Source organism: Citrobacter sp. S46_ASV_140 (assembly GCF_018919545.1).
Taxonomy (GTDB): domain Bacteria; phylum Pseudomonadota; class Gammaproteobacteria; order Enterobacterales; family Enterobacteriaceae; genus Citrobacter; species Citrobacter braakii.
This window is the reverse complement of sequence record NZ_JAHLRC010000018.1, coordinates 13,349-33,330: the sequence shown is the minus strand read 5'-3', so window position 1 is coordinate 33,330 and position 19,982 is coordinate 13,349. Positions and strand designations below refer to the sequence as shown.

Below are 19,982 nucleotides of genomic sequence, written 5' to 3'. Positions count from 1 at the left end.
CAGAAACGTTCTCTCAGGATGGGCGTAAGGCATCAGGGATTTAACAGCTGCCGGGATTTGACTTAAGTATAGAACACCGGGTTTAGGTGCAACTAAGTGTCAGGGTTATCGTGGTGAAACAAACAGTGTTTTACAGCCAGGGCACAGCATTGTCTGTTTAAGGCGAATTTTAGAAATAGATTGGGATGAACGTAAGCCGCAGGCCGGGCAGATGACAGTAGTCGTCGATACGCCGCCGAGGTACTTCATTGCGTAATCGATGAGAGACATGATGATTACCCTTTCGATGAATGAGATTCACTGTACCACGTTTGGATAAAATTTAACCATTTAATTTATCGTCCTATTCTTTATCCAAAAGGGGGATATCACAGGGTAGATGACGACGTTTGCCAAGATAGATATTTGCAGCCACAGGGGCCGTTGAGACCGTTGACCCGCCACTCTTCGATACGGCTCCCTGCAGCCCGCTCTGGTATACAATGACCCGCTTCGATATTTTTTCCGGGAAATACTATGATATTTACCCTGAACTTTTCCTTTATGCCTTAGTCTAATAATCAAATCCATCTGAAATGAAGAAAATTTATGATTACCAGCCTTTCATTGGTATTTACCGTCATTACCGCTCTGTGCATTATGTTGTTTGCTGCGGTAAAAGTAGGAGTTGGGTTATCTAACAATCCCGACCGAAATGATAATTAACCCATTCGCAGGCTACTACGTCACCCACTCCCCTCAATGTGATACCCACTGACCACGAAATATTCGACAAGTGCATTCTCTGCCCTGAGCCAGCAGTAGCCCGATAGCGCGGGCTGGCATCGGAAAGGCCCCATTAAAAAGTCAGGCCTTGTCTCTATGATTAAAAATGAAGGTTTTGACAACATCCAAATTTTTTGACAGCAATAAAAAAGCATTACCTTTTAAGATAATGCTTTTCATTCAAGCTGGGTCTTTTAACAATTAGATCAATGTAATTTTAATATCATAGCTTTCAAGCCCAGTCATTTTTTCACGAGCAGTAAACTGGATGTCGGAAACTTCTTTGCCTGTCTTTTTTTTGAGTTCAACAATTTTTTTTGTAATGAATTCAGAAATATCCGCTTCAGTTTTTGTTTTTAACTCTTCGACGTTCATTATTTACCTCTCTTGATCTCTAACGTATCAACGCCAAGTATGTAACATTCCCCGTGGAGCACTTATAACAGCGCTGACATGTTTAAAAGATAGAATGGAAAGACTCAATAATCAAGAGGTTGCAGTACAATCTTCATACAAGAAAAGCGCAAAACATCTGCAAACCACTGGACTACTATCTTGGTCGGTAAAGAAACAATCAGATGTCACTTCAAAAGCTTCGATGCTGCCTCGAGAATCTCTTCGGAACTGACATCGCGATCAGAGGCAACATAAACTATTTTATGGTCTCCTGTCAGAGATGGAAATCCTGCTGACATCACGGACAGGTGTGCTTTTTCCCCATTGGGAAACTCACGCATTATTGAAGTAATTCCCTTCATTACGGATACAACAACTGCCGGTTCTGAGTTAAAAAAAACGATTACTTTTTTCATAATGATACCGTGATGGTTCGTACAGAGATGAACGGTTTAGCATACAAAAAAGGCTCCATAAGGAACCTGAACTTTATTTTCTAAAATCTAACGAAGTCTGACCAGAACGAATGTATAGCGCAACATTGTCAAATGTAATCATTCCCGATTTGCAAAAAATACATTTTGCTCCGAAAGGATTTTTTTCAGTAACATCAAAGCTCGACGTTCTGTACTGAGATCCGTGGCAACACGGGCATCTGAAGTGAATATGATGTGTAATAACAGTTACCTTATACAACCACGACATTAACTGCTGAGGGGCCTTTAGGTCCCTGTTCAACACTAAACTCAACTTCCTGATTCTCATTCAGTGTCTTGAAATCGTTACTCTGGATAGCAGAAAAGTGGACAAACACATCTTTACTGCCATCTTTAGGGGTGATAAACCCAAAACCTTTTTCAGGATTGAACCATTTAACTAAGCCAGTCATTTTATTAGACATAATTATTACCTTTCTTGAGTAAGCACTTGGGCAGAATGGTCCGAAAAAAATCATCAGAGAGAAAAGCCAGCAAGAAAATCTCAACAGGAACAAGAAATAAAATTAATACAGCACTTGCTTTAGATAAATTCGTTACAAACCAAGAATTCATTAACGCATGATTAACCAAACATAGCAAGATTTAGTTTTATAGGGAAATCGCACATGATTCTTATCATAAAAATGAATTTAAATAGCTTAAATCGAAAATTATGTCATGCTGCTTAAGACCTTTATCTATCACCCTAAGTTTTCAGGGATTTTGACTCACGGAAGAGTCGTATTTCCTCCATTGGATTATTCATCCCCCTTGTCTCTAGAAAGTGCTCCCCTTAATTTATCATTTTATTTTGTCTTCTTTCTGGACGATCCACTGTTGTTTTTTTATGACCTCATAGAGGTGTGCACAAGACAATCCGGCATAGAAGCGGTCATCAACAATGCTTTGCGGCATCCACGCGGGTGACAAGCTTTGTTGCATTGATGTGCTGCCGGCTAAGACTGACACTAAGCTCACCATAACAATGCAAAAATCCTACCGCTGGTGCAAACGCACCGTCATAGCGCATCACTGAAACAATATGAAACAATCAAACAATCAATGCCCATGCTTTTTTGTTTGTTGTTGACATTTAAATCTGCCATTAATTAGGAACTGAATCTGTGGAGGATATTTATGCTCAAACTTTTCCATTACCATTCTCAATACTGGATATTTCTCGCACTTGCACTTTCTGTTTACGTAGTTGCTTTTCGATAACACATGAATAGGTTGTGTACTGCTTCCATCTAATGTAGCCAGAACTTATATTTCATGAGCTTTGGTCCGGGCCTTAGCTCATCAAAGTGCATTGTTATTAATATAATGATACCGTTGCTGATATAAAGCCGTGCACAGACACCATTTGACCTGTTTTGATTAGCCTTATAACAACCTGTAAAAGAAAACGTTTTATACATGCTAACCAGTATTTTGGAAGTCCACAACTTTTTAATATCTGTCAAAGTCAACATGTTGAATTTAAGTCATGGGCCACTCAAGATGAGTAGAGCCGCTTACCACCATAATGGCAAATCCAAAGATATTGTGGGTATTAAAAATTACGTCTTCTTTCGCTACTGCATTAGCAATTGATTAACAATAACCTATATCAGGCATCGCCCTCCTTTTTTATAAGTTAAAAAAGTAAGACGAGATTATTTTTTCAGTGTGTATCTGAACTTTCTTTATAATTCTGTCTATGTTAAAGATTTTAACCAATGAAAAACAATATTTTTTCCATTGAACGGAATAAACCGATAAGTCCTTTAGAACTTAAGATTTACCGCAACTATCGCGTAGTTCATGGGATCCGTATTGCTTTAGCATTTGTTATAACTTTCTTACTGATAAGAATGTTGAATTTACCAGACCACTCCTGGCCCCTGATTACACTGGTTGTGGTCATGGGACCAATTAGTTACATGGGCAATGTGATACCCAGGGCACTTGAACGTATGGCGGGAACTGTAGGGGGTGCGATTTTGGGGATCATCGCATTACACATTGAAATGTACTCTCTCACTATGATGATGCTGTGGTGTGGATGCGCAGCTTTCCTTTGTGGTTTTCTGGCCATGAGTAAACGTCCCTATGCCGCATTATTGATTGGTATCACGCTGGCGGTTGTCAGCAGCGCTCCTGCAGGAGACTTACAAACAGCATTGTGGCGAAGCACCAACATTATTATAGGATGCATTCTGGCGATGTTGTTTACCAGCATTTTTCCCCAAAGAGCATTCATTAACTGGCGTATACAACTTGCTGACTTTCTTTCTGATTATCTAAAAATAACAACTGCGGGAGTCTCCCGAAACGTTCTTGCGCCCCCGAGAATGGCCAAACTTCAAACGCGAGCGCTGAATAATGTAGTAAAAATGCGCAGTCTTATTACACCAGTAAATAAAGAAACAAAGATTGCGAAGAGTCTACTTGAAGATATTCAATCGATAACCCGCGATATGATAGCGGCGCAAAAATTTCAGATAAATGCCCACTGGGCATCTCGTGGCAGTCGATTTCTCATATTGAATACTCATACGCTGTCAGATATGGAACAAATGACCCGTAGCACCCTCAACACCCTCGCACATGCCTTGCATGAAGGAAACCCAACGCCGATAGCATCAAATAGCGAGCATCTTCTCGAAATTACTAAAGAGTTGCATTGTCTTTTACTCGCCAATGAGGGCGAGGAAATCATTGAAAGCGCCGTTCACGGATATGTTTGGTTGAGCATTCAGCTTGCTATCCAACTTGAAGCACTATCAACCTTAATCACAAAAGCGCTTACAGAACCGATTTTTTCCTGATAAATATCAATATTTCTCTTATCTCATCGGCCTTTTGACCGTGCAAGGCATGACTTTTCCGTTCGAGCAAATCAATGATATTCCCTGTCGTAACCCTTTTGCCATTTTCAAGTAGCTGGATAACTGTTTCACCAATTTCCTGGGCCATAATATGGTTTTGTATGATTCTCAATGCGTTGCCCTTTATATGGTTATTAGTAATACCGTTACACATCAGACATGATGTTAATAGCAAAACAAAAAATACAATTCTTTGCCCAACTTACTTGTATGTTGCACGGATAACCCTGAAATGACAAAACCCCGTTAGAACGAGGTTTTTATTCATGGTGTAACCATAGAGGATCAAACCCTCGTCTCCTGCAAGTTCAAAAGTCGCCCGCTCAATTCGATGAGGTAGTAGCTGACTGGCGGCCCTTGTTGGACTTAAACCAGTGCCCGGCCATAATGAATCTTGCCGCCTTAACTGGAAGGTCAGAGCCAAATGTTACTTTCGCAACACCTGTTCATTTGATTTACTGGAAGTATATGGTGCATAGTTATCAGGTGTGATCATTGATGATTTACAAAAAATACACTTTGCACCAAAGGGATTTTTCTCAGTCACATCAAAATGGGAAGTTCTGTACTGTGACCCATGACAACAAGGGCACTTAAAATAAATATGGTCGGTCATGATGTTAGCCTTTATTTGCTACAACACTCACTACCGCAGTGATATCCAAAAGTTCTATTTAACTAATAGTTTCTCTTGGTTTTCAGCATCAGGTTACAACTCACTATTAAAAGCAATAAAAAATAAATATTTCTTATCAGTTCACATGAGGAATCTAAAATAATATAATTTTCTTTATATTATAGCACCAGCGATTTTTGGGATGTTGTTAGCTTTTACGAATGCACTTAAGCGTGCAAGAAAAACTACAGAGGTAAAACAACAAATGACATTTATAAAATAATCATTTCAACTGTTCTACCCAATAATTAGACTCAGACATCTGTTCAGTTTTATGTTGACAGATGTTGAGTTTCTGAAAAACCAATATATCTACTCAGGCATTCACCGTCTTCGCTATCGTATATTGGTTTACATCAGGAAAAATATCAGGCAGCTACAACGTTTTCAGCTGACGGCCCTTTTGCACCAGCAGTAATGCTGAACTCAACTTTTTGGCCTTCATTCAGCGTTTTAAAGCCACCACTCTGAATAGCAGAGAAGTGTACAAACACATCTTTACTACCATTGTCAGGGGTAATAAAACCAAAACCTTTAGACTCGTTAAACCATTTTACTAAACCAGTCATTTTATTAGACACAGGTAATTCCTTAAATTCTATGTAGCCTTACGGCGAAAAGGGCTTCGCACACAATCTAATTAGTAACGATAAGAAGGCTCAAAAGAAAGGATTATCTGTGGATAACGCTTGAGATGAGAACTGCTTTACTAAACCGCTTTAATGGGTCTGTGTACCTAACCAACCCCTCATTAATCACACACCCCACAAACAATAGCAAGTTATTTTTTCATTTAATTTTTCGCAAAATCTTAGAAATGGAAACTGAGACAGCATAATCAATGAGTTCTGTTCACCAGCAATAACATACAGCCGGTCGCCCCCTGGATAACGAAAAATAAAATAGAATATATTTATCAGTTACTTAAAGGAAAGCCCGAGTCAATCCGTAAAAATCCAGCAACGAATTTTCGTGCTATTTTTCGCAGTTCAGGAAATTAAAGCAACAAAGAAAATCATTTCATCCAACCAGTAAACTCTGAAACAACCATAACATTTACAAAACTATGCTCCTTTTGTTTCATATCAGTGTATTATCAGAGAAGGAAAATTAAAAAAATTGAAGGAGAAAAAATGCAACGACAGGCAATGATTTCATCAAAAATAAAATTTATTGGTTACTACCCATTAGAAAAGATACTGGAGATTGGGTTCGTAAATTCTTCAACTTTCCAGTATGTGGGCGTTCCTGAAAGCATCTATAACTCTTTTCTCACGGTGCAATCTAAAGGCCGTTTCTTTGACGGTGTCATTAAAGGTAAATTCTTGTGTCGTAAAACAGGGTGATTCAAGAAATTTACGCTGTAGATAGCGTAAAACGCCGTTCTGGTGTTTTCTGTTTTTGTTACCACCGGTCCAGGAAATTGATATCCAAAAAACCACTATTCCCGTCAATTTCGTTACCCTTCGTTAAGCATGCTCCCTGCAGCGTTCACAGGTTTCAAACACTGGGACGCCATGCTCTTTCGTGGCTTTGCAGTCAAGTACCTCCTCTTTACCACCACAGCGGCAGCGTGCGCTAATTGTTCCCTGAACCGATTGCTATACCGACACTCGCAGTCAGGAATGGGTAAAGCGGGTCATTTAAATGGCCTTTTTTTCCCGATCATCCTAAAAATTGTTGTAAAATTCGCGGCCTTAGTGATAGCTGCTTCTTTTTGGCTATCTGTTTTGGCGGGAAGTTTTGGAGAGATTTTGGAGAAGAGAAAAAGTTGATTATTTTCAATACTCTGAAAACATCGCGCCTTCTGAACAAGAAGGTGAAGCGCGAATGATCGGTCGGCTGCTCAGAGGCGGTTTTATGACCGCCATCTACGCGTATCTGTATATTCCAATCATTATTTTGATTGTGAACTCCTTTAACAGCTCGCGCTTTGGCATCAACTGGCAGGGTTTTACCACCAAATGGTACGGCCTGCTGATGAACAACGACAGCCTGCTACAGGCAGCGCAACACTCGCTGACGATGGCGGTGCTATCCGCCACGTTTGCCACGCTGATCGGCTCACTCACAGCGGTTGCACTGTACCGCTACCGTTTTCGCGGTAAACCGTTTGTCAGCGGCATGCTGTTCGTGGTGATGATGTCGCCGGATATCGTAATGGCGATTTCTTTGCTGGTGCTGTTTATGCTGATCGGCATTCAACTGGGTTTCTGGTCACTGCTGTTCTCGCATATCACTTTTTGTCTACCTTTTGTGGTGGTGACGGTTTACTCACGTCTGAAAGGTTTTGATGTACGAATGCTTGAAGCCGCCAAAGATCTCGGCGCCAGTGAAGTGACTATTCTGCGCAAGATTATACTGCCTCTGGCAATGCCTGCAGTGGCTGCCGGCTGGTTGCTGAGCTTTACGTTGTCGATGGATGATGTCGTCGTGTCGTCCTTCGTTACCGGGCCTGGTTATGAAATTTTGCCGTTAAAAATCTACTCAATGGTAAAAGTCGGCGTATCACCAGAGGTGAACGCGCTGGCGACCATTTTGTTGGTTCTGTCGCTGGTTATGGTGATTGCCAGCCAGCTTATTGCACGTGATAAAACCAAGGGCCGCTAAGGCCCTTAATTCAGGGGACGTTAAATGATGAAAAAATGGTCACGCCACCTGCTCGCGGCGGGTGCTCTGGCACTGGGCATGAGCGCCGCTCACGCTAATGACAACAACACGCTCTATTTCTATAACTGGACCGAATATGTCCCGCCTGGACTGCTGGAGCAGTTCACCAAAGAGACCGGCATTAAGGTTATCTATTCGACCTACGAGTCGAACGAAACCATGTACGCCAAGCTCAAAACCTATAAAGACGGCGCATACGATCTGGTGGTTCCGTCCACCTATTACGTCGATAAAATGCGCAAAGAAGGCATGATCCAGAAGATCGACAAGTCGACGTTGACCAACTTCCACAACCTCGATCCGGAAATGCTCAACAAGCCATTCGACCCCAACAATGACTACTCTATCCCGTATATCTGGGGTGCGACGGCCATTGGCATCAATAGCGATGCCATCGACCCGAAAACAGTAACCAGCTGGGCCGATCTGTGGAAACCGGAGTACAAAGGTAGCCTGCTGTTAACGGATGATGCGCGAGAAGTGTTCCAGATGGCGCTGCGCAAGCTGGGATACTCCGGCAATACCACTGATCCTAAAGAGATTGAAGCCGCCTATAACGAATTGAAGAAGCTGATGCCTAACGTCGCGGCATTTAACTCTGACAACCCGGCCAACCCGTATATGGAAGGCGAAGTCAATCTGGGGATGGTGTGGAACGGCTCCGCGTATGTTGCGCGTCAGGCAGGTACACCGCTGGAAGTGGTATGGCCGAAAGAAGGTGGGATTTTCTGGATGGACAGCCTGTCTATTCCAGCAAACGCAAAAAATAAAGAAGGTGCGCTGAAGCTGATTAACTTCCTGCTACGCCCGGACGTGGCGAAAGAAGTCGCGGAAACCATCGGTTATCCGACGCCAAACCTGGCAGCACGTAAGCTGTTAAGCCCTGAAGTCGCGAACGATAAAACCCTCTACCCTGATGCAGAAACCATCAACAAAGGGGAATGGCAGAACGATGTTGGTTCCGCCAGCGCTATCTATGAAGAGTATTATCAGAAGCTGAAAGCAGGACGCTAATTCAGCGTTGTAAGGAATGCCCGATGGCGCTGCGCGTATCGGGCAAAAAAATCACAGTCCTTTCAATAATTTCTCAACAAACTCAGGCACCACTTGGCTTGCCGGACCGTAATACTTCTCTTCAAACTCGCTTCCTACCTGGCTCGGTTCGAGATTTAGCTCTACCGTATGCGCCCCATGTAGTCGAGCTTCATGCACAAACCCCGCTGCCGGGTATACATGGCCCGATGTACCAATCGCAATGAACACATCGGCCATTGCAAGTGCCATATAAATTTCATCCATGCCCAGTGGCATTTCACCAAACCACACTACGTGCGGGCGCAGCGGCGCCGGAAACTGGCAACAATGGCATTTATCTTCCGCAGTTACATCGCCAGTCCACTCCAGAATCTGCCCGCTTTGCGAACAGCGAACCTTGAGCAGTTCGCCGTGCATATGGATTACGTTCTGGCTGCCCGCACGTTCATGCAGGTTATCAATGTTCTGCGTCACCAGTAAAAAACGGTCGCCCAGCTCGGCTTCGAGTTTTGCCAGCGCGATATGCGCCGCGTTAGGCTGGATTTCTGACTGTTGCAACTGATGACGACGGGCGTTATAAAACGACTGGACCAGTTGCGGATTACGACTAAATCCTTCCGGAGTCGCAACGTCCTCTACCCGATGTTCTTCCCAGAGACCATCCGCCGCGCGAAAGGTTCGAATTCCTGACTCAGCGGAGATTCCCGCTCCCGTCAGTACCAGCACTCTTGGTTTTTCCATCAATTCAGGCACCACTCTGTCTCTGAAAAAGATTCGTTGACGCAGGCGATCGCGCATATGGCGTTTATTTTTACGAAAGCGGCTTAACCGATGACCCCGGCGCGACAGCATAACAACCTCTTTGTATTAATCGGTAAGATGTAGGAAAGCGGCTCCGCGCATCCCGCCCGCATCACCGTGCCGCGCCCGCTCAATACGCGGCACCCGGGCAACCGGCAGCAGATGACGTGGCAGTCGGTCCGCCAGTTGCGTCGTAATAGCGGTAAAATTCGACAAGCCTCCGCCAATCACCACCAAATCAGGATCGACGATAGTCAGGATATTCCCAAGGCACACCGCCAGCAAATCCAGATAGCGTTCAACATGGGCACGTGCTTGTTCATCACCCTGCTCCCACAGCGCGATAATTTCCCGGGCATCCAGCGATTGATGGTAGTAATGCTGATACAACCACGCAAATCCACCGCCGGAAAGATAGCTTTCGATGCATCCCAGTTGACCGCACCCGCAGCGGCGCAATGGGAAATCAAAGCCCATCAACGTCAGCGCATCGACTGGCAAACGGATATGACCAAACTCGCCGGTGATATAGCTGCGTCCGGTGATGGATTTCCCGTTAAGCACCAGACCGCCGCCAACACCGGTGCCGAGGATCAACCCCATCACGAGCGGATATTGGGTGAACTCGTCATCCCAGGCTTCGGAGAGGGCAAAACAGTTAGCATCGTTATCCAGACGCACATCGCGGTCAAGGCGAGCGCTGAGATCGGCGCGGAGCGGCTTACCACTGGCAGCAGGAACATTGGCCGCATACAGCGTGCCGTCTTCCGTTTCCGGCATGCCAGGAATGCCGATGCCTACCGAACCTTTAACGCCGAACCGCTGGTCCGCTTCCGTCACCAGATTGCAGACCGCATCAAGGAAAGCATCATAGCTGTCGCGAGGCGTAGGGACGCGTGTTTCCCATTGCAAACGACGTTGCTTATCAAACACGCCCAGCGCAATTTTGGTCCCGCCGATGTCAAATCCGTAATACATCACCGCTCCTTGATACACGTCATCCTTCAAGATGCCTTGGGGTTGGCTGCGCACTCACCCTCCAGTCACATCGTTATCTATGCTCATGGAGATTTCGGTTTGCCGCCTTACCGCCGCATGAATGCTTTCGTGTATATATTGTTATTGGCCGCTAAGTACTCTCGCAGGATCAATATTGCTGGCGCGACGCGCCGGATACCAACTTGCCAAAAGACTCAGCACGAGTGCTGTCACCAGCACGTAAATCACATCCAGCCAGTGTAATTCCGATGGCAGGAAGTCAATGAAATAGATATCGCCGGACAGGAACTGATGGCCGATAAGCGCCTCAATCCCGTTAATGATCGGCGTCAGTTGCAGCGAGACAACCACCCCAATGACGACGCCTATCAGGCTCCCCAACAGACCCGCCAGCAGGCCGTACCAGACAAAAATGGCACGGATAAGGCCATCTTTAGCCCCCAGGGTTCTTAATACCGCAATATCGCCGCTCTTGTCTTTTACCGCCATCACTAACGTGGAAACGATATTAAAACAGGCCACGCCAATCACCAGCACCATCGCCAGATACATAATGGCGCGGATCATCTGGATATCGCGATACATATAGCCGTATGTACCGATCCAGCTCTTAATGTACACATAGTTATTGGTGACTTCACCCGCGTCTCGCACCAGCTTATTGGCGTTAAACACGTCGTTCACTTTCAGCGCGATCCCGGAAACGCTGGATCCCATATCCAGGTATTGCTGCGCATCTTCCATTGGGATCATGGCAAAACTGTGATCGAGCTGACCGCTCAGTTGCAGGATCCCCGTGACGTGCAAACGCACGCGTTTAGGCTGCTGTAACTTATGATCCGCACTGGCGTTAGGGATCATAATCGATACCCAGTCGCCCTGCTTCACCTTCAGCGCATCGGCAATTCCCTTACCAATAATGATTTGTTGCTCACCCGCTTTGAAATTATCCCATGCGTGGTTTTGCACAAACGAGGGTAGCGCACTTAAACGCTGCTCCTGCTGCGGATCAACGCCCTTCACCTGCACTGCGCGTAGGTTCGCCCCACTCTCCACCAGCCCGGTAAAGTTAATATAAGGCGCCGCAGCAGCAATGCCTGGTACCTTCTGTACCTTGTCGAGCGCTTCCTGCCAGTTGTTCCACGGCTGATTCACGGCTTCAATCTCACCGTGCGGCACCACGGCCAGAATACGGTTGTTAAGCTCACGCTCAAATCCGTTCATGGCGCTTAAGCCGACGATCAACACCGCTACGCCCAACGCAATGCCAACGGTGGAAATCACGGAAATCAGCGAGACCATGCCACCGCGCCGCCGACCACGGCTAAAACGCAAACCAATCAATAACGATAAAGGCGAAGCCATTACTCAGCTCCCATCAGGCTCAGTTCAGCCGTCAGGCGACCATCGCGCATTTCAAGCTGGCGGCTCATGCGCTTCGCCAGTTGCAGATCGTGTGTCACCACCAAAAATGCCGTGCCCTGAGAGCGGTTCAGCTCACCCAGAAGCTCGAAAATGCTGTCCGCGTTACGCGCATCAAGGTTACCCGTTGGCTCATCCGCCAGTACCAGGCGCGGGTTATTCACCAGCGCACGAGCGATGGCCACGCGCTGGCGTTCACCGCCTGAAAGTTCAGACGGACGATGGCTGGCACGATGGTCCAGCCCTACTGCTTTCAGCATATCCCGTGCGCGCTCGGTGATTTCAGCCGGTTTTTTCTTGCCGATCAGCAACGGCATCGCCACGTTTTCCAGCGCGGTAAAGTCCGGCAGCAGATGGTGGAACTGATAAATGAACCCCAGCTTCTGATTGCGCAGTTCCGCTTTCGCCGCCGACGAGAGTTTGCTCATCGGCTGACCGCTAAAAATGACATCGCCGGAAGTTGGCGTATCCAGCCCGCCTAACAGATGCAGCAACGTACTCTTACCGGAACCGGAGCTGCCGACAATCGCCATCATCTCACCTTCACCGACGCAAAAACTGACATCGTGCAGTACATCGGTCTGCACTGTGCCTTCCTGATAGCGTTTGCACAGGTTGTCGCATTGCAACAGGATCTTATTCATAACGTAAAGCCTCAGCGGGTTGAGTGGCGGCAGCGCGCCAGGAAGGATAAAGCGTAGACAGCAGCGCGATGGCCATCGCCACCAGCGCAATGACGATAACCTGCAGCGGCTCAATCGCGACCGGCAGCGCAGCCCCATCCAGAAGCACACCGATAATTGGCATCAGGTTGTTCAGTTGACTGGCGAGTAATGCGCCCAGCGCGGCGCCCAGCAGCGCGCCGATAATCCCGGCACTGGCCCCCTGCACCATAAATACCATCATTATCTGCCGCGGCGTCAGCCCCTGCGTTTGTAGAATCGCCACTTCCCCTTGCTTCTCCATTACCATCAGACCCAGCGAGGTAATAATATTAAATGCCGCCACCGCCACGATCAGGCTAAGCAGCAGCCCCATCATGTTTTTCTCCATACGCACGGCCTGGAACAATTCCCCTTTGCGCTCGCGCCAGTCCTGCCATTTGGTACCTTGCGGCAGCGTTTGCTGGCTCAGCGTATCAACCTTTAACGGTTCGTTCAGCCACAGACGCCAGCCGGTAATATTGCCCACCGGGTAACGCATCAAACGTGACGCATCCTGGATGTTGGTCAGCATCTGGTAGCCGTCGACTTCGCTGTTGGCGGCGAAGGTGCCAATTACCGTAAACAGACGCTGGCTCGGCAGACGTCCCATCGGGGTAAACTGGCTGGCTGAGGGCACCATCACGCGAATTTGATCGCCACGATTAACACCCAGTTGCCCGGCAAGCTGCTCTCCGAGGATGACATTATACTTACCCGGCTGCAGATCTGTTTGCTTCACATTGACCAGATATGGCGTTAATGGATCTTTTTGCGCCGGGTCGATACCCAGCATCACGCCGACTGCCACGCTACGCGCACTTTGCAGTACCACATCCCCTGTGGTTATCGGTGCGACGCGGTTGACGCCGTTCAACACCACCGCTTTTTCCGGTAGCTGTTGCGGGTTTAGGGAACCCTGTTCAGACGAGAGGACGGCCTGAGGCATCAGGCCAAGAATATTGTTTTGCAGCTCGCGCTCGAAACCGTTCATCACCGACAACACCGTAACCAGCGCCATTACCCCGAGAGTAATGCCAATGGTGGAGAGCCAGGAAACGAAGCGACCGAAGCGATCTGCTGCACGCCCACGCATATAACGCAGGCCGATGAATAGAGCGACAGGTTGGTACATGAAATCCGTCTGGTTGCTGTTAGCAAAGTCACGAGTATATAAGCGAAAGCGGAATGGGTAAATGACTGAACCGTAAGTGTTCGTCAGCACTATTCTTAAAAGTATAAATAAATCAAACCGCTAAAGTTGTCCCTCTTCCCTGCAACCCTGATCCCTGACCTTTATCCTAAAAAAACAAAATGCAGACAGTTACGCATTACAGCGCACAGCAGGTTGCGCAGGATGGCAGGCTATTGCAATCAATATGGATGCGCCGTCTCAATGAATAAAAAAGAACTATGGATTAATCAAATCAAGGGGTTATGCATTTGCCTGGTGGTGATTTACCACTCAGTGATCACATTTTACCCGCACCTCACCACTTTTCAGCATCCACTGTCAGAGGTGTTGAGCAAATGCTGGATTTACCTCAATTTGTACCTGGCACCGTTTCGCATGCCGGTGTTTTTCTTTATTTCGGGGTATCTGATCCGTCGCTACATCGATAACGTCCCATGGACAACCTGCGTGGATAAACGGATCTGGAGTATCGCCTGGGTGCTGGTGCTTTGGGGAGTGGTGCAATGGCTGGCGTTGGTGGCGCTCAATAACTGGCTCGCCCCGCAGCGCGATCTGACCCATGCCGCCAACGCCGCTTATGCGGATTCGATTGCGGGTTTTACCCACGGGATGCTGACCGCCAGCACCAGCCTGTGGTATCTGTACGCGCTGATTGTCTATTTTGTTCTGTGTAAAATTTTCAGCCGTTGGGCGATGCCGCTGTTAGCGTTATTTGTGGCGCTGAGCGTGGCGATCAATTTTTTCCCGACCCCGTGGTGGGGAATGAACAGCGTGATTCGCAATTTGCCCTGGTATAGCCTCGGCGCATGGTTTGGCGCAACGCTGATGGCGTGGATCAAGGAGGTGCCCCTGCGCCGCCATGCGGTCATTGTTCTGGGTAGCACAATCGTCGCCGTCGTCGCGTGGCTGGCAAATGTCTCGCTATTGCTTTCTCTCCTTTCCATTGTGCTGATCATGAAGCTGTTTTATCAGTTCGAGCTCCACTTTGGCATGCGCGCGTCCAGTCCGTTAAGCGTGATTGGCGCCAATACCATCGCCATCTACACCACACACCGTATTCTGGTTGAGCTGTTCAGCTTAACGCTTATCCCCAAAATCAATCATGCCGCCTGGCCTGCATACGCGGAGCTGGCCCTGCTACTGGTGTATCCGTTCGCCTGTCTGCTGCTGTGCACCCTGTTTGGCCTGCTGGTGCGTAAGATTTCACAAAAAACCGTGGCCGATCTGCTCTTTTCCCCGCCCTCTTTATCGCTCGCCTCGCGCTAACCCCTTCGCGCTTTTTGCCCCCATTCGGGGGCGAATCAATTTGCTTATGAGAAACGATCACGGATAATAAAGAACATTGCTTATCAGATGTATATCTAAACGAGATCCTGACAACCGAATGCCTGAACAACATCGTTACACGCTCCCAACGGGCGCTTCCGATCAGCGCCAGTTGGGTGAGCTTACGGGTGCCGCCTGCGCAACACTGGTCGCCGAAATCGCCGAACGTCACGCGGGTCCAGTGGTGCTGATCGCGCCGGACATGCAAAATGCTTTGCGTCTGCATGATGAAATTCGTCAGTTTACTGACCAGATGGTGATGAACCTGCCCGACTGGGAAACGCTTCCCTATGACAGCTTTTCTCCCCATCAGGAGATTATCTCCTCACGGCTCTCCACGCTGTATCAACTGCCCGCCATGCAGCGCGGCGTGCTGATCGTTCCGGTAAATACGCTGATGCAGCGTGTCTGTCCGCACAGCTATCTGCACGGTCATGCGCTGGTCATGAAAAAAGGCCAGCGGCTTTCGCGCGACGCCCTGCGCGAACAACTGGACAGTGCTGGCTATCGCCATGTTGATCAGGTCATGGAACACGGCGAATACGCCACGCGTGGCGCGTTGTTAGATCTGTTCCCGATGGGCAGCGAATTGCCTTATCGTCTGGATTTCTTTGATGACGAAATCGACAGCCTGCGTCTGTTTGATACTGACACTCAGCGCACGCTGGAAGAAGTCGATGCCATTAATTTGCTGCCCGCACACGAATTCCCGACTGACAAAACGGCCATCGAACTGTTCCGTAGTCAGTGGCGTGATACGTTTGAGGTAAAACGCGACGCCGAGCATATTTATCAACAGGTCAGCAAAGGCACGTTACCTACGGGGATTGAATACTGGCAGCCGCTGTTTTTCAGCGAGCCGCTGCCGCCGCTGTTCAGCTACTTCCCCGCCAATACGTTGTTGGTAAATACCGGCGATATCGAGACCAGCGCTGCACGCTTCCAGGCCGATACCCTGTCACGCTTTGAGAATCGCGGCGTTGATCCGATGCGCCCGCTTCTGCCACCGGAATCGCTGTGGCTGCGGGTTGATGAGCTGTTTTCTGAACTTAAACGCTGGCCGCGTGTTCAGCTGAAAACCGAGAGTCTGCCGAAGAAAGCGGCGAATACCAACCTCGGGTTCCAGAAGCTGCCAGATATCGCCGTTCAGGCACAGCAAAAAGCACCGTTAGATGCATTACGTAAATTCCTGGAGGGCTTTACCGGTCCGGTAATTTTCTCGGTGGAAAGTGAAGGACGCCGGGAAGCGCTAGGCGAACTGCTCGCCCGCATCAAAGTCGCGCCGAAGCGGATATTGCGACTCGACGAAGCCGTAGACAACGGTCGTTATCTGATGATTGGCTCAGCCGAGCACGGCTTCATCGATAGCAAACGCAATCTGGCGCTGATTTGTGAAAGCGATCTGCTCGGTGAACGTGTGGCGCGTCGCCGCCAGGATTCTCGTCGCACCATCAACCCGGACACGTTAATTCGTAACCTCGCGGAGCTGCATCCCGGTCAGCCAGTAGTGCATCTGGAGCACGGCGTGGGTCGCTATGCCGGTATGACCACGCTGGAAGCAGGCGGCATTACCGGTGAATACCTGATGCTCACCTATGCCAACGACGCCAAACTGTATGTGCCGGTGTCGTCGCTGCATCTGATAAGCCGCTACGCCGGCGGCGCGGAAGAGAATGCGCCGCTGCATAAACTGGGCGGTGATGCCTGGTCACGCGCCCGACAGAAAGCCGCTGAGAAAGTCCGCGATGTCGCGGCAGAGCTGCTGGATATTTATGCCCAGCGCGCAGCGAAAGAAGGCTTTGCCTTTAAGCATGACCGTGAACAGTATCAGCTGTTTTGCGACAGCTTCCCGTTTGAAACCACGCCGGACCAGGCGCAGGCGATCAACGCGGTACTCAGCGATATGTGTCAACCACTGGCCATGGACCGCCTGGTGTGTGGCGATGTCGGCTTTGGTAAAACCGAAGTCGCGATGCGTGCCGCCTTTCTCGCCGTAGAGAATCACAAGCAGGTTGCCGTGTTGGTACCGACCACCCTGCTCGCTCAGCAGCACTTCGACAACTTCCGCGACCGCTTTGCCAACTGGCCGGTACGCATTGAGATGCTGTCCCGTTTCCGTAGCGCCAAAGAGCAAGCGCAGATTCTGGAGCAGGTTGCCGAAGGTAAAATCGATATTCTCATCGGCACTCACAAACTGCTGCAAGCGGATGTGAAGCTAAAAGATCTGGGTCTGCTGATTGTCGATGAAGAGCACCGTTTCGGCGTTCGCCACAAAGAGCGTATCAAGGCAATGCGCGCGGATGTAGATATTCTGACTCTGACGGCAACGCCAATTCCACGCACGCTCAACATGGCGATGAGCGGCATGCGCGATCTGTCGATCATCGCCACACCGCCCGCTCGTCGTCTGGCGGTCAAAACCTTCGTGCGCGAATATGACAACCTGGTGGTACGTGAGGCTATCCTGCGTGAAGTTATGCGCGGGGGACAAGTTTATTATCTCTTTAACGACGTCGAAAATATCCAGAAAACCGCTGACAGATTAGCGGAACTGGTGCCGGAAGCGCGCATTGGTATCGGCCACGGGCAAATGCGCGAGCGCGAACTGGAACGCGTGATGAACGATTTCCACCACCAGCGTTTTAACGTGCTGGTGTGTACCACCATTATCGAAACCGGGATCGACATTCCCACTGCCAACACCATCATCATTGAACGAGCTGACCACTTCGGTTTAGCGCAATTGCATCAGCTACGGGGTCGTGTGGGACGCTCACATCATCAGGCATACGCCTGGCTGCTAACGCCGCACCCAAAAGCGATGACCACCGACGCACAAAAACGCCTGGAAGCCATCGCCTCGCTGGAAGATTTAGGTGCAGGTTTTGCGCTGGCGACCCACGACCTCGAAATTCGTGGCGCAGGGGAACTGCTGGGCGAAGATCAAAGTGGCTCCATGGAAAGCATCGGTTTCTCACTGTATATGGAGCTGCTGGAAAACGCTGTCGATGCGCTCAAAGAAGGGCGTGAACCGTCGCTGGAAGATCTCACCAGCCAGCAAACCGAAGTCGAACTGCGCATGCCATCGCTTCTGCCGGATAACTATATCCCGGATGTCAACACGCGACTGTCGTTCTACAAGCGCATTGCCAGTGCGAAAGGCGAAACCGAGCTGGAAGAAATTAAGGTCGAGCTGATAGACCGTTTTGGCCTGCTGCCCGACCCGGCCCGGACGTTGCTGGATATTGCCCGTTTACGCCAGCAGGCGCAGAAACTGGGGATCAGAAAGCTCGAAGGCAATGAAAAAGGCGGTACTATTGAGTTTGCCGAGAAAAACCACGTTAACCCGGTCTGGCTAATTGGTTTACTGCAAAAACAACCGCAGCACTTCCGTCTGGATGGTCCAACACGCCTGAAATTCATGCAGGAGTTGGGCGAGCGTAAAGCACGGATCGACTGGGTTCGCCAGTTTATGCGCCAGCTTGAAGAGAACGCCGTAGCCTAGCGTCAAGCCGGGTGAGTCCTCCACTCACCCGGCCTGATGAATTTACAAACTCTTTGCACTTCCCTGCACTTCCCGACACTGCAAACCGCCATAATTCTTGTTTACTTTTACATAATAAAAACCACGTAAAAACAATGGATTTATGGTGATGTTAAACAATAAACGACTCTCTCGCTGGTTAGCATTTTTTACGCTTGCCGCGACCTTCGCGTTAGCACTTCCGGCCCAGGCAAATACCTGGCCGCTGCCGCCACCGGGAAGCCGTGTGGTGGGTCAGAATGCCGTTCACGTTGTCGAAGACAATGGCGGTTCTCTGGAAGCGATTGCGAAAAAATACAATGTCGGCTTTCTGGCGCTGCTACAGGCCAACCCCGGCGTTGACCCTTACGCACCACGTCCGGGCAGCGTGCTGACTATTCCGTTACAAACCCTGCTGCCGGATGCGCCACGCGAAGGCATTGTTATCAACCTCGCCGAACTGCGTCTTTATTATTACCAGCCGGGGACAAATTCGGTGACCGTGTATCCTATTGGTATTGGTCAGTTAGGCGGTGACACGCTGACGCCCACAATGGTAACCACCATCTCTGATAAACGTGCCAACCCGACCTGGACGCCTACGGCAAATATCCGCGCGCGATACAAAGCGAACGGAATCGACCTTCCTGCCGTGGTGCCTGCCGGGCCGGATAACCCGATGGGCCATCATGCCATTCGCTTAGCGGCATACGGCGGCGTGTACCTGCTGCACGGAACTAATGCTGACTTTGGCATCGGAATGCGCGTCAGTTCCGGCTGTATTCGTCTACGCGACGGTGATATCGAAACCCTGTTCCGTCAGGTGAAGCCAGGGACCAAGGTCAATATTATCAATACGCCAATCAAAGCATCTGTTGAACCTAACGGCGTGCGCCTGGTTGAAGTACACCAGCCGTTGTCCGAAAAAATCAATGACGACCCGCAATTGCTGCCGATCGTGCTGAACGCATCCATGCAGACGTTTAAGAATGCGGCGCAAACGGACTCTGCCGTCATGGAACATGCGATGGAGATTCGCTCAGGCATGCCGGTCGATGTCACCCGTCATCACGACGTTGCTCAACAACCGCTGTAAACTCAGCGCATAAAAAACCCCCGCT

General features: G+C 48.9%; 19 protein-coding genes and 1 pseudogene. 7 read left to right on the top strand and 13 right to left on the bottom strand.

Going from position 1 to position 19,982, the window contains the following annotated elements:
* Positions 1-105 precede the first annotated feature (105 nt).
* The 5 genes from KQJ19_RS07635 to cspG form a co-directional block, all read right to left on the bottom strand.
* The gene (locus KQJ19_RS07635; RefSeq protein WP_175299807.1) at positions 106-270 is read right to left on the bottom strand and encodes a YnfU family zinc-binding protein; all 165 of its coding nucleotides are present in this window, start codon (positions 268-270) and stop codon (positions 106-108) included.
* A gap of 696 nt (positions 271-966) precedes the next feature.
* The gene (locus tag KQJ19_RS07630; protein ID WP_016152691.1) at positions 967-1,140 is read right to left on the bottom strand and encodes an addiction module toxin, GnsA/GnsB family; all 174 of its coding nucleotides are present in this window, start codon (positions 1,138-1,140) and stop codon (positions 967-969) included.
* Positions 1,141-1,346: 206 nt separating this feature from the next.
* The gene (locus tag KQJ19_RS07625) at positions 1,347-1,577 is read right to left on the bottom strand and encodes a hypothetical protein (protein ID WP_019076503.1); all 231 of its coding nucleotides are present in this window, start codon (positions 1,575-1,577) and stop codon (positions 1,347-1,349) included.
* A gap of 73 nt (positions 1,578-1,650) precedes the next feature.
* Complete coding sequence (locus tag KQJ19_RS07620) at positions 1,651-1,839, bottom strand: cold-shock protein (protein ID WP_094169075.1); 189 nt, start codon at positions 1,837-1,839, stop codon at positions 1,651-1,653.
* A 10-nt stretch (positions 1,840-1,849) separates the two neighbouring features.
* A complete protein-coding gene (gene cspG / locus KQJ19_RS07615; RefSeq protein WP_016152690.1) occupies positions 1,850-2,062 on the bottom strand; it encodes a cold shock protein CspG in 213 nt (70 codons plus the stop codon).
* 1,299 nt (positions 2,063-3,361) lie between these two features.
* Between cspG and KQJ19_RS07610 the strand changes: the two genes are divergently transcribed.
* Positions 3,362-4,453 (top strand): FUSC family protein, encoded by a 1,092-nt coding sequence (locus KQJ19_RS07610; protein ID WP_049282083.1) that lies wholly within the window; start codon positions 3,362-3,364, stop codon positions 4,451-4,453.
* A gap of 487 nt (positions 4,454-4,940) precedes the next feature.
* Here the strand turns inward: KQJ19_RS07610 and KQJ19_RS07605 are convergent, their stop codons facing one another.
* Together KQJ19_RS07605 and KQJ19_RS07600 are read right to left on the bottom strand one after the other, a co-directional pair.
* Positions 4,941-5,129, bottom strand: a complete 189-nt coding sequence (locus KQJ19_RS07605) for a cold-shock protein (RefSeq protein WP_071600303.1) — start codon at positions 5,127-5,129, stop codon at positions 4,941-4,943.
* Positions 5,130-5,557: 428 nt separating this feature from the next.
* Positions 5,558-5,770, bottom strand: coding sequence for a cold-shock protein (locus tag KQJ19_RS07600; RefSeq protein ID WP_005127641.1), 213 nt, complete (start codon positions 5,768-5,770; stop codon positions 5,558-5,560).
* Positions 5,771-6,322: 552 nt separating this feature from the next.
* Here KQJ19_RS07600 and KQJ19_RS07595 point away from each other — a divergent pair.
* A complete protein-coding gene (locus tag KQJ19_RS07595) occupies positions 6,323-6,535 on the top strand; it encodes a KTSC domain-containing protein (protein ID WP_016152687.1) in 213 nt (70 codons plus the stop codon).
* A 138-nt stretch (positions 6,536-6,673) separates the two neighbouring features.
* On the opposite strand, the pseudogene KQJ19_RS07590 reads toward KQJ19_RS07595, so the two are convergent.
* A pseudogene (locus tag KQJ19_RS07590) lies at positions 6,674-6,781 on the bottom strand (antitermination protein); the annotation flags it as partial.
* Between the two features lie 238 nt (positions 6,782-7,019).
* Between KQJ19_RS07590 and potC the strand changes: the two are divergent.
* Positions 7,020-7,799: a spermidine/putrescine ABC transporter permease PotC gene (potC, locus tag KQJ19_RS07585; protein ID WP_003030794.1), complete on the top strand. Its 780-nt coding sequence runs from the start codon at positions 7,020-7,022 to the stop codon at positions 7,797-7,799.
* Between the two features lie 27 nt (positions 7,800-7,826).
* Complete coding sequence (gene potD, locus KQJ19_RS07580) at positions 7,827-8,873, top strand: spermidine/putrescine ABC transporter substrate-binding protein PotD (RefSeq protein WP_029139492.1); 1,047 nt, start codon at positions 7,827-7,829, stop codon at positions 8,871-8,873.
* A 51-nt stretch (positions 8,874-8,924) separates the two neighbouring features.
* Here the strand turns inward: potD and cobB are convergent, their stop codons facing one another.
* The 5 genes from cobB to lolC all read right to left on the bottom strand — a co-directional run bounded on the left by cobB (position 8,925) and on the right by lolC (position 13,952).
* A complete protein-coding gene (gene cobB / locus KQJ19_RS07575; protein ID WP_016152685.1) occupies positions 8,925-9,746 on the bottom strand; it encodes a Sir2 family NAD+-dependent deacetylase in 822 nt (273 codons plus the stop codon).
* Between the two features lie 15 nt (positions 9,747-9,761).
* Positions 9,762-10,673 carry an N-acetylglucosamine kinase gene (nagK, locus tag KQJ19_RS07570; protein WP_200049509.1) on the bottom strand — a complete coding sequence of 304 codons (912 nt, stop codon included), beginning with the start codon at positions 10,671-10,673 and terminating at the stop codon, positions 9,762-9,764.
* Positions 10,674-10,814: 141 nt separating this feature from the next.
* Positions 10,815-12,059: a lipoprotein-releasing ABC transporter permease subunit LolE gene (gene lolE / locus KQJ19_RS07565; RefSeq protein ID WP_216403509.1), complete on the bottom strand. Its 1,245-nt coding sequence runs from the start codon at positions 12,057-12,059 to the stop codon at positions 10,815-10,817.
* On the bottom strand, positions 12,059-12,760 hold the full coding sequence (gene lolD, locus KQJ19_RS07560; RefSeq protein WP_003832278.1) for a lipoprotein-releasing ABC transporter ATP-binding protein LolD: 702 nt from the start codon (positions 12,758-12,760) through the stop codon (positions 12,059-12,061). Before lolD ends, lolE begins: the two co-directional genes overlap by 1 nt.
* The gene (lolC, locus tag KQJ19_RS07555; protein ID WP_216403508.1) at positions 12,753-13,952 is read right to left on the bottom strand and encodes a lipoprotein-releasing ABC transporter permease subunit LolC; all 1,200 of its coding nucleotides are present in this window, start codon (positions 13,950-13,952) and stop codon (positions 12,753-12,755) included. The genes lolD and lolC overlap by 8 nt, the downstream gene beginning before the upstream one ends.
* Before the next feature lie 261 nt (positions 13,953-14,213).
* On the opposite strand from lolC, the gene KQJ19_RS07550 reads away from it, so the two are divergent.
* From KQJ19_RS07550 to KQJ19_RS07540, 3 genes are all read left to right on the top strand, one after another.
* Positions 14,214-15,278: an acyltransferase family protein gene (locus KQJ19_RS07550; protein ID WP_153690514.1), complete on the top strand. Its 1,065-nt coding sequence runs from the start codon at positions 14,214-14,216 to the stop codon at positions 15,276-15,278.
* 118 nt (positions 15,279-15,396) lie between these two features.
* On the top strand, positions 15,397-18,843 hold the full coding sequence (gene mfd / locus KQJ19_RS07545) for a transcription-repair coupling factor (protein WP_016152681.1): 3,447 nt from the start codon (positions 15,397-15,399) through the stop codon (positions 18,841-18,843).
* Between the two features lie 148 nt (positions 18,844-18,991).
* Positions 18,992-19,957 (top strand): L,D-transpeptidase family protein, encoded by a 966-nt coding sequence (locus KQJ19_RS07540; protein ID WP_216403507.1) that lies wholly within the window; start codon positions 18,992-18,994, stop codon positions 19,955-19,957.
* Positions 19,958-19,982 lie beyond the last annotated feature (25 nt).